The sequence below is a fragment of the Gelidibacter sp. F63206 genome, from assembly GCF_023015735.1.
The window spans coordinates 20785-32767 of sequence record NZ_JALKAU010000083.1 but is presented as its reverse complement, the minus strand read 5'-3'; the positions used below and the strand labels follow the sequence as shown (position 1 = coordinate 32767).

The 11983-nt window shown below is 38.0% G+C and carries 6 protein-coding genes; 1 reads left to right on the top strand and 5 read right to left on the bottom strand.

The genetic code is table 11. The features are described 5' to 3' along the window. Nucleotides 1–209: 209 nt before the first annotated feature. Nucleotides 210–659 (top strand): GNAT family N-acetyltransferase, encoded by a 450-nt coding sequence (locus tag MWU32_RS04735; RefSeq protein ID WP_246938207.1) that lies wholly within the window; start codon nucleotides 210–212, stop codon nucleotides 657–659. Between the two features lie 272 nt (nucleotides 660–931). Here MWU32_RS04735 and MWU32_RS04730 read toward each other — a convergent pair whose 3' ends face one another. From MWU32_RS04730 to MWU32_RS04710, 5 genes are all read right to left on the bottom strand, one after another. Then, on the bottom strand, nucleotides 932–2383 hold the full coding sequence (locus MWU32_RS04730) for a SusD/RagB family nutrient-binding outer membrane lipoprotein (protein WP_246938206.1): 1452 nt from the start codon (nucleotides 2381–2383) through the stop codon (nucleotides 932–934). 11 nt (nucleotides 2384–2394) lie between these two features. Further along, nucleotides 2395–5646, bottom strand: a complete 3252-nt coding sequence (locus MWU32_RS04725) for a SusC/RagA family TonB-linked outer membrane protein (protein ID WP_246938205.1) — start codon at nucleotides 5644–5646, stop codon at nucleotides 2395–2397. A 725-nt stretch (nucleotides 5647–6371) separates the two neighbouring features. Beyond that, nucleotides 6372–7466: an AraC family transcriptional regulator gene (locus tag MWU32_RS04720; RefSeq protein WP_246938204.1), complete on the bottom strand. Its 1095-nt coding sequence runs from the start codon at nucleotides 7464–7466 to the stop codon at nucleotides 6372–6374. 82 nt (nucleotides 7467–7548) lie between these two features. Further along, nucleotides 7549–10002 (bottom strand): DUF5916 domain-containing protein, encoded by a 2454-nt coding sequence (locus MWU32_RS04715; RefSeq protein WP_246938203.1) that lies wholly within the window; start codon nucleotides 10000–10002, stop codon nucleotides 7549–7551. Nucleotides 10003–10118: 116 nt separating this feature from the next. Then, nucleotides 10119–11981, bottom strand: a complete 1863-nt coding sequence (locus tag MWU32_RS04710; protein ID WP_246938202.1) for a peptidase M61 — start codon at nucleotides 11979–11981, stop codon at nucleotides 10119–10121. Nucleotides 11982–11983: the final 2 nt, after the last annotated feature.

Here is an 11983-nt window from a genome sequence, read left to right as displayed (position 1 = left end):
CATAAAGAGGAAAACCAAACTAGATCATCTTTTCAATATATTTGGAAAAGCATCCAATTATAGAAATGTACAAGGTATCACACGATGGCAACCTATGAAATCCAAATGGTTTTTTAGACAATGATTACAGCGAAGTCAGGCATTGTACGCAAAGTTATGAAGTGATTTAGAGGTTAGTGCCTATATATGAAATAAAAACACGTTAAAAAATGGTTGAATTAAAAAGAACAAATTCCGAGGACAAAGACTTTCAATACTTAGTATCCGAATTGGACAAGGATTTGGCTATTAGAAACGGAGAAACAAATGAGATCTTTGTCCAATATAATAAAACCGACCAAATTAAAAATGTTCTAGTGGCGTTTATTGACAGCACACCTGTCGGATGTGGAGCAATGAAAAAATATGATCCTAACACCATGGAGATAAAAAGAATGTACGTGGCACTGCATCTGCGTGGAAAAGGCATCGCAGCTGCTATTTTACAAGATTTAGAAAAATGGGCAAAAGAATTAGGTTATAGCAAATGTGTTATAGAAACTGGCGATCAAATGCCTGAAGCCATCGGTTTATACAAAAAAAGCAACTATATAGTGATCCCCAATTATGGGCCCTATAGACATATTGAATGTAGTATTTGTTTCGAAAAAAATATATAAAACCAAACTTGAAATACACAAGCAAGAACGGCTGCCAATTCAGACAATTGATTTCATTTCCACAAATAAAGTGGATTAACTTCATATAGTAATCCATAAAAACTTATTTCAACGTTTCAAGAAATTTTTTGACCATATTGCTCTTCATTAATAGTGTTTGCTAGCAAACCCATTACATTAAGAAGCGGCCTATAAAAAAACTGCCCTTCATTGACGGAGGGCAGTTTAGAATTTACACTCTTTGTGCAAAAGCCTCGTTAATATTTAAGGATTTAATGAAGATCCCAGAACAATCTAGTTTCTGCAGCATCTCCTCCAATAGCTTTGGACGCCGATTCGTAATTGGTTCGATTCAATGTTTGTTCGGCAATTGGATATGTATATCTATTGGGAAATCCTGAGACCGCTTCTGAAGGTGTTTTCATTGCCGGATAATCCAAAAGCCTGATTGATGTCCATGCTTCAAACCCTCGATTAAATAGAGCAATATATTTTTGTTTTCCAATAACCTCTTTCCAAGGTACAGAGGCAGTACTTGCAGCCAAAGCAAGATCATAATTGACATTTGACTGAAGGAGATAGGCATCAGCATCAGCAACATTCCCTCCCCAATAATCTATGGAGGCCTTAATTCCATTTTCATAATGTTCCTTTACTGATCCCCCCGTTAAAAAGCCTCTAGCGACGGCCTCCGCCAATAGGAATTCAGTCTCAGAATAATCCAAGAGAGTACCTGAAAAGGTTGGAGTTTCAAACACTTTAGTCAAATGGGAAATCTTATCATAACTCGTCAACTCACCAATTTTAGCACCAACATAAGTGCCGTCTGCAGTTGGGGTAAAAAACAATGGCAACCTCGGATCATTTAAATCATTCAAAATGTCCACAATGGTTTCTCCGGCAACATAATCCAATCGACCGCTCAATACAAGATCATTATAAATAGGGTTTGTATTTGGATCAGCAGATAAATAGGCATATAAAGCATTATCCCCATTACTTGTAAAAACGCCATCATTGACCGCTTCCATGACGGTCGTTCTTGCCAGTCCACTGTCTACGTCAGCCAATAAAATTCCCATGCGTAATTTCAACGTATTGGCAAATTTCTTCCACTTGGAAACATCACCATAATAAATCCTATCAGCACTTCCAAAACTGCCTTTAGTCTCATCCAGAGCTGCAATGACTTTGGACAGTCTTGATATTAAATCTTTATATATGGTCAAGCCATCATCATACTTCGGGGAGAGCTTATCTGTATTCAATGCTTCGGCATACGGAATATTCCCAAAAGTTTCAACAAGATTCGTATAAGCCATTACCGTCAATATCTCAATTATACCCAATTTATTCTCCTTAACTTCCAATTCGGCCGCACTAACATTTTCTAATTTTTTAATTACTTTGGCGGCTTCATCCAAATCCTTGATGACACTTAAGAAAATGATGTCCCAATGATTATCCGGAATGGTTCTGGAGGCTTGGTCATAATTACTTTCATTAGTATACGTGGTTTGCTGTAAGTACTGCGCCCAAAGTTTTGTGTTATTCCAATTGACATGTAATGTCACCATCTGATCCACGAAATTCTTTTGGGCACCCGTGAACAAGCTTTCAGGAGTCACTTCAGATGGATCCTTAATGTTTTTATTGAGGTCCTCCAAATCGTTTGAACAAGAGACCATCATCGCCACTGCGAAAAATAATACTATTTTTTTCATCTATAATATGTTTAAAATTGAACCTTAAGATTGACACTCACATCACGGGTAGTAGGCATAGGCCCCACTGAATATCCTTGGATGTTGCCAGCGCCAAGACCTCCTTCAGGGTCTTCATGCGGAATATTTTTGTGAATGATCCAAAGATTAGACCCCACAACGCTTAATGAAGCATCTGTAAGAAATGTGTTCTGCAAAAACTTTTTCGGTAAATCATATGTAAATGTCGCTTCCCTTAATTTGACGAAACTGGCATCATAGACAAATGCTGCATCGGGAAGACCTCTTCGGTAACCAAAGGCTCCATATCTGTCTGCTCTTATTCTCGTCGTATTCGGACTGCCATCAGGATTCACCCCAGGATTTATAAATCCCCCACCATCAGCCAGTGAATTTCTAACCGGTTTGCCAAGGTCATTTAAAAAGGCTGTTTCTTCATACAATCCAGTAGCTAAACCATAGTACTGGTCCAAAGAGAATATACTCCCCCCTTTTTGGAAATCCAATAAGAAGCCAAGAGTTAAATTCTTATACTGAAATTTATTTGAGATCCCCATCAACCACTCCGGATTGGTGTCTCCAATGATTTTATTGGATTCCACTGTTTTGATATATTGACCATTTGTAGGATCTACTATCCTTTCTCCATTCAAATACGTATAATCCGACCCTTGAATTACACCATAGGGTTGTCCAACCCTAGCATTTATGGTGATCCCACCTTGAAAATCGCCCAATTGAAGATTTTCGATACCATCTTGCAAGGACACCACCTCGTTTTTGTTCTTGGTCCAATTTAAGTTCATGTCCCAGGAAAAATTATTCAGTTTGACCGGTTTGGCATTGAATGAGATCTCAATTCCCTTATTTTCAATTTCACCTGCATTAAGTATTTTCTGTGAATATCCAGTGGACGTCGACACTGGCACCCCAAATATTTGATCAATAGAATTGGTCTTATAATAGGTGATATCGAATCCTAAGCGGTTCTGAAAAAACTTCAATTCCAATCCAGTCTCAACACTTCGTGTAGTTTCAGGTTTCAAATTGGGATTGTTCTTGGTATTTTTGACCGAAGTACTTGGCGTTCCAATTGGGAGGTTGACCACATAACTGTCATTGAGATAATCAAAAGGCGCACTGTTACCAACTTCGGCAAAATTCAATCGTAATTTTCCAAAAGAAATAACTTCGGTTTTAATCAATTTATCAAATACAAAGCTCACGGTTGCCGATGGGTAATAATAGACACTATTATCCTTAGGAAGTGTAGATGAATGGTCTCGACGGATTGTACCATCAACATATAACATGTTATTAAAACCAAGTGAAGCGCTTGCGAAGACACCATCTACTCCAATTCTTTCGTCGCGTTCCACAGGCAGTGGCAGTGGCCCTTTACTGTTTTGCAAAGAGTACAATCGAGGCACACCTAAACCACCACTAGTAGATGCAAATATGGATTGTAAAGCACTTCTTCTGATATTGGTACCCAATAAACCACTAAGATTTATATTATCACTTAAATTTTTATTAAAATTAACGGTCAGATCATAATTGGTTTCTGTGTTTTGAAAATTTCTTCTTGCATATCCTGAATCCACATTTCCTCTACTGACTCCAAATCGTTCAGGGGTACTTCCATTGGCCCTTCTTTCTTCTTGAAGTTCTGAGTAGGTATCTGTAGCAATACGAGCCATAATATTTACCCAATCAGCCAATTTGTAGTTCAGGGTAATATTACCTATAAATCGGTTTCGGGAATCATTCTGATAGTTTTCATAAACTGACCAATACGGATTATCCCAAAACAATGGTGAAGCCCCTGGGCGAGATGTTGAAGGGTTCCAGGTGACGTTTCGTCGGGTTGAGAAGTAAATATCTCTCAGTTGTTGTATGTCCACGTTGGTTTGCCACCACTGTTTAAAAAGTCCAACAATATTGCTACCATATCCCGTCGAATTCCTACCAACCGTGCTGCTATTAATATAATTGGCATATCCAGCGACGGTAAATCTATCATTAAGCTCTCCCGTTCCACTCAACGAGAAATTATGTCGGTCCGCAGAACTATTTGGCATTAAACCTTCTTGAGCAAATTTGGTATAATTAATTCGCATTGAACCACCATTAAAAGCCTTATCAAACGATACAGAATTCACTGTAGTCAATGGCGTCTCAAAGAATGTGATAGGTCCATTTTTGGCATTCACCCATGGAGTTGCTTTTTTATAATTTGGTGAATCAGGATCGAATGAGTCCCATTGGTATACCAAGAGCTTTGAATCAAAAGGAGCACCGTAAGACGCGTCCTCTGTATAAAGGGAGGTAAGATCAAGAACTCCATCATTGTTGATATCCTCTAAATTCCAAAAGTTTCCTGGACCTGAATAACTCGGTCCATAACCAGCACCATATTGATTTTGATATTTGGCAAAGGTACTTTTATCCACAGTTCCAACGGTTACGGCGGAGCTAATGGTAACTCCCAGTCCTTCAGTTTTCTTTCCTTTTTTAGTAGTGATCATAATGACCCCGTTAGCCGCTCTTGACCCATACAATGCGGAAGCAGCAGCACCCTTTAAGATATTGACTGACGCGATGTCCTCAGGATTAATATCCGACGCGGCATTTCCATAATCATAATATCCTGATCTACCATTCGCCTGTCCCCGTTCATTGGTGTTGGTGTTATTAATAGGGACCCCATCAATCACAAATAAAGCTTGATTGCTTCCTGTTAAAGAAGCATTCCCGCGAATGACCACATTTGTCGATCCTCCAAAGTTGTTGTTCTTTTTTATCTGTATTCCCGAAGCTTTTCCAGATAATGCGTTAATGAAATTACCGCTTTTGACATTATTCAATTCTTCTCCCGCAACCTCCTGGGTGGCATATCCCAAGGATTTTTTTTCACGGGATATTCCCAAGGCCGTGATCACTACTTCATCTAAGGATTGTGCATCTTCTTCAAGTTGGATGTTGATCACTTCACTCTTCTCAACGGTTTTTTTAAACTCCTTCATTCCCATGTAAAGGAAGACGAGCACATCGCCGGTATTCGTGGTAATTGCATAGTTTCCATCAAAATCCGTTTGAGTACCCTTGGTTGTTCCCTCAATCAAAACATTGACTCCAGGAAGCGGTACACCCTGATTATCCGTAACGGTGCCCGAGATCTTGATCTCCTGTTGGGCCATTGAAGATGTTAGGCCTATGAGGCACAACAACATCGTCATGAGCATTTTTCTTTTTTGTTTCATAAAAAAATTATTTGGTTAATTGATTAAACAATTGACAAAGGAGAACGAACGGAAAAAATTTAAAGACTAATTCAAATAATACTTCTAACTCTAACTGAAAACATGATTGATGAAGTAGGGTTCCGTGACGCTCCCCCTTTGTAATTGCAGGCCAAAGAAAATTAAAGAAAAGGTCGATTTTGATAACTTGGATAGAAGGAGACGTTAAATTTTATAAAGATTAACACCATATTTTACCACGAAAACTGCTGATTATAAAAAGCTGATAATCAATCATATAGAGTAATAAATATTGTTGACTGGAGAGTTGACTTCAAGATAATTTCCCCTTTATACGCGGAGACTCAAAGATAACGATCTTCAACTAATAAAAAAAGGATCAGTAAGTAATCAGATTAAGACAGTTTGCCACCTAACCTTATATGATCCCGGGGTAAGGATTGATTACTTGATGTCATCGCGAATGAAGAGCTTGTAAAATTGAATTGGGTAAGATTGAGAGACAACCGATCAAATAATCAGAACATAACGCATAAATTATTCCCAACAGACTATTATTCAATGATAATAAGTACCGTGCAAGCAATAAAAGTGGGATACTGGTTTACATAAACCGAGTACAAAAATTGGAGAAGTTCGTAGAATCCAACCTTTAACAAAACATTGATATAATTACCAACAGTTTATCGACAGATCCGAAATTGCAAATAGGCGCCCATATCTAATTAATTCAAAAACTGATTACGATATTCGGCCGGGGGAAGTCCTTCCGTTTTCTTGAATGATTTATAGAAGGAAATTCGATTGTTAAATCCACAATCAAATGCAACACTTTTTATGCTAAGGTTGGTTTTATTCTTCAATTTTGTTTTAGCCATCTGCACTCGATAGAAATTGACAAATTCATAAAAATTCATTCCAAATTGCTCATTTATAATTTGGGAAGTTTGATGTCTCGTAATATCAAGCATTTCTGAAAGCATATCCAAATTCAATTCCGGATCAAGAAAAGGTTGCTCATTCTCCATTATTGCTACTAATTTCTTTTTCAACTCTGAAGAATATTGGACAGACAGTCCAGAAGTACGGTATTTCTCCATTGGTACGGTTTTATCTTTCTGATCATCAATACTCGGCCCAGGATGAATAAACCAAAAATAGGACAGCACCCCTATGATAATCACCATGGATATTATCAAAAGATAATGGAAGACACTGACCATACCAATGATATTACACAGCCAAAAGTAGAACACAAATGAAGACCCAAAAAGTAGAAAACCAATATTTACTTTTCTTATCCATTCCATTATTTGTGTCGGATCTTTACCATAATTGATATATCTAAAGTCGATTAAGCAAGCGTAGCACAACAATAACACGGTAAGGCTAGGACCGAAAAACGAAGTATAAATATTAAAGCCATCAGTCTCGTTGAACTCAAACAATGTTGGTGGTTCAATTAAAGCAAAGACCCTATAACTTAAGCACAGTGCAATGACAAGAAAAAACGGAACGAAATGGAGACCATCATTTAAGGTTATTCTTTGCCCAGTTGCCAAGTTGCGTATGTAAAAATAAAATATGGGTCCAAAAAGTGAAAAAGGAACATACATGGCACAAAGAAGCTCTGATCTGAGCACTTCATAGTATTTTGAAACAAACAACAATGCGCAAAGAAAACCAAAGGAGAACAACATTAAGAAGATAAAAAACATTCGATTGGCATAAGTAATACCTTTCTTATTGTTACTAAAAACAAGCACCGCCGGAAGCGTGTTAAATGTAAAGAAAATAATGAAAACTTCTGGGAGATTCATTTCTGTAAACTTGATTTATCAAATAGGATCACATTCAATGACATTTATTATCTAATTTAAACTAAGACCTAAAAGATTCCTTTTAAAAAATATTTCTAATTGTATTATAATCTAAATAATACATCAATCTTATGGAAATGCTATGTTTTATGGGTTGTGCAAAGAGAAAATTAGCACTGTCCAAAAAGGAGCTGTTTTGTTGCTGATCCAGGATGGATACTGCATTTCGATAAAGCACTGCCAATTCACTTCCAGGCGCAAATCGCCAACTGTATCTAAGATCGAGATTCCAGATGTTAAAGCGAGCATTCGGATTGTTGGCATCCGTAATCTCAAAATTAGCAGGTGTCAAACCGCCAGCAGATTCTAAACGAGCATACTTACCCGGTTCAAATTCCGCCACCGTCCAAAAATTCCTAAAACTGAGCGAGATGGCATTTTCCGTAGTTAGATTATATAAGGCCTGAAAGGAATTTTCGAGACTAATCCTGTCCCTGCTTCCAAAAATGATGTCATCGTCAATGTGGTCCACATAACTATCTCTATTGTTCTCTTTTTCAATTCTAACGTTATATTGAAATGATATCTGCTCAGATACTCGATAGGTCGGGGTCATTGTCAAAGAGGCCTTACTAAAATCAGATCCTATAAATTGACTCATTAAAAATCGGGCATCAAAGATGAATGATTTTCTATTGTCCGTGGCTATCCAAAGATCGCCAATGAAATTTTCAGGATACAACATGTAGCGGTTTTTGGTGCGTGTTTCGAAAAAATCGCGGTATTTGCTGTTGTAATCCAAAAACCCTCCAAATGCGAACTTCTTGGCGGTTACTGCCGAAAATTTAGTACCAATGCCCGTGCGGACCACAATATCTGGTTGAAAGTTACGCTGATGGTTTCCATAGAACTCTATCTTGTATTGATTAAAGCCTCCCTGAGGCTCAAAGATTTGATAGGAGGTATTCCAGAAAAAATTATTATAGTTATTCATGAAATTGACACCAAGGTCATTGATGTCAAATTTCTTATCAGCAAATTCATGGGCCACACCATAGCGGAATTTCCCTCTGCTTCGTTGAATGGACAGTTGGGAGGCAAAACCCAAATTGTTTTCATTTTCCTCGAGTAATTGACTCATTTTCACTTCCCCTGAAATATTAAAGGTGCTGTTTTTTGTAAACACATCAAATAATCCGGCACTCACATTGGCATCAGTAAACCCACCTTCCCGAAAAGTATTCGTATTTACAAATGAAATAGAAGATTTGTTTTTAAATTGTTGGTCCAGAACCAGAACGTTATAGTTGGTTAGAGGAGCAGTTATTTTCTCACGAATCCGTCCCGATTCGATATTCATATATCGAGCAGATTCTTTTGCCGTAATGGCATTAAAGAATCCAACACCAAGACCTGATTGATTACGGCCAGATATCTTGAAAGCATTTAGCAAGGTGGTCTCTTCGGGATTTTCGAGCAAGAGTTCATTAGTTCCGATATCATCAGCAGCCACATCAAAGCCAATAGGTTTCGCCCCTATTCGACGGGAATAAAACAAATTACCCTTGCTGAACAATTCAATCCCTTCTGTAAAAAAGGCTCTTTTTTCTCCAAAGGTCTGTTCAAAAGGACCTAGATTAAGCTCAATGTCATCATAAGCGGTCTGTCCAAAGTCCGGAATAAGCGTAAGGTCCAATGTGAAGGCATCGTCTATGCCATATTTAATATCCATACCAGCATTGAAGAACTTTTTAAAGCGGTTTTTATAGTGGTCAGCTGAACCTGATACAAAGGGGTAAAAGCCTAACCTGAAAGGTGGATTTATATTTTTAATGCCCGTAAGAAGACCATTATAATGGGTGATAATCCCTACAGTTTTATCCACCTGGCTCCACACATAGACTTCGTTCAATGACGAAATGACCCTTCCCAATTGCATACTCCACACCTGTTCGTTCATTTTCGGAAACCTTAATGAGACAAATGGAATTTTAATTTCGGCATACCACCCTACACTATCGCTACTCACCTTAGCGTCCCAAATTACATTATAATCGAAATCCTGATTGGTTGCTTTCATTTTGGCGTCTGCCATTCCTCCTGCCGTAGTGACTACAAATCGATTCTGGTTTTCGCCATCATTATAGGTATTGATATCCAAAACTATATAATCTGTTTGAGGAACATTGTCCCGTTGGGTAATTTCTTTTCTAATAGGAAGACCCGATTGATCATACATATAAGCCGCTATATAGACAGCTTCATCTGTATAGCCCACTTTAAATTCAGTGCGATGGCTTTCTCTTTCCGAATCACCGTTTTTAGGAGCCAACATGGAAAACTGGTCGGCCACATCGAGATCATCCCATACCACATCGGATAAATCACCATCAATTTTAGGTTCATGCGCCATTCTTTTGGCTACGTACGATTTCTTATAGACCTCAATGTCGGCTGAATTAGTTTGCGCCCAACAAAAATGATGACTGACAAATATCCAAAACAGGATATTGACAAAGGATACTTTAGATACCATTGTGAATAAAAACTTTAAGTGATTGAAGAATTGATGGAATACGGATAATAATCAGGGCTGCCTGATTAACAGCCCTGAAATTCGGGCATAATTACTAACCATATAATTATGAAAAACTACCCGTTTAACCAAAATTTGCGAAGCTGTAATGCCCCATTAATTTCTGATTGATGAATTTCTAAAATCTTCCATTCTGTAACCGTGGGTATGATGGTTTTTGTCTTTAGCACTATTTCCTTACCTTCCCGTTCTATCAAAAAAGAGACATCCTGCCCAGGTTTCCATTGACGTGATTCCAATATAGGTTCTCTATAGCCGTCTTTGCTGATTGGCTTACCATTTATGGCCCTCAGAATATCACCACCCTGTACACCCATCTCTTTTAAGAAGCTATTTAAATTTGTTCTGTTCCTAAAGTAAATGTCTCCAGAATCCCTGTTAATGTCCACATATGGAATTTGATCCTTAAAAAAGTAATCGGTTTCTATTATTTCCGTCTGAAGTGTTAATCCAACCTTCTCCAAAAAAAGCTCATAAGGGATGGGTGTTTCTCCATAGACGTAGGTCTCAAAAAACGTTCGAATACTTGGATGGGTCAATCTTACGATTTCATTTACCAATTCATCATCTTTAAATGGCCTATCCTTCCCATACTTTTGACCCAATTGTTGCATAAGATCAAGAATTCCGCTTTGCCCATCACTAAGTTCCCGCAGTGTGATATCGAGACACATTCCTATCAAGGCACCCTTTTGATATACATTATAAAAACTGTTTTTATGCGCATCAGTCAAAATATACTCACTCATCAGTGTGAATGGTACGGTATCATCAAACTGCTTTGACGTATTTATTTTTTCGGTCATTCTTTCAAAAAACTCAGTATCACTGCACAAGCCTTGGTTCACTTGAAAAAGTTGGGCAAAATATTCGGTTACACCTTCATACATCCATAAATGTTTTGACATTTTAGGATCATTAAAGTCAAAATTGTGGATTTCTTCAGAATGGACATTCAAGGGGGTTAGGATATGAAAAAACTCATGGGAAACGACGTCTATCAGAGCCTGCTCCAACACCTCCAAACTGGTGTTTTCAGAAAACACGACTGTGGTAGAATTATTATGCTCCAACGCCCCTGCCCCTCGCGCATCCAATTTGGCAGGGTCGGCCAAATACAGCAACACGGCATATCTATCGGTGTTATCAATCTTTCCCAAGAATTTCTTTTGGGCCGTCATGGTCTTTATTAGAGCCGGTTTAAGATCCCTTGCCTTATATTTTCCAGTGGCCGAATACAAACTGAGCACTATTTCCATGGTATCAGTTTTAAAAGATAATGTGTCGGGTATGGCATACATAATAGGGTTATCGGTCAGTTCAAAATACCTTTCCATGTAAAAAACATCTTGGATGCAATTGTCGTCCTTATTTTTGGAATAAAAATCAAGGGCGGTACCTGGGTACAAATGTGTAGGTCTTTCGATATTCAATTGATAGGGCATGTTTTCCATATTTTGGATGTATCCTACAAAAGCATACAGATTGAGCATAAAATTTTTGCCTGCATCAATATTGGTTCCTGCCGGAGAGAATACACCGCCTTCCTTTTCAATATCGTAAGTGTCATTTACTTCATAAGTTATTTGTCCCAATTCTTTGGCGTTCACAATTTCCCATCGATTTAGATCCAACTTTCTGGTTTGCATCTCGGTCCCTTTTTTGTCAAAGGCTTTTAAATTTTCAATAAATCGACCATAATTATCGGTAGAATAAGTGCCGGGAACTGTTTTAGGAATACAAAACACCACAGTTCCATGGTCAACGTATGGAAAGTTGAGACTTACGTTGACTTTATCATTTCTCACATTAACCAAATCGATGATTACAGAAACCTTAGATGGTTGTTCAGTGGAGATTATTGGTCCTTTACAACTCAGAAAGGCCATAAGGACGATTAGAATTAATTTTGCTTTCATAA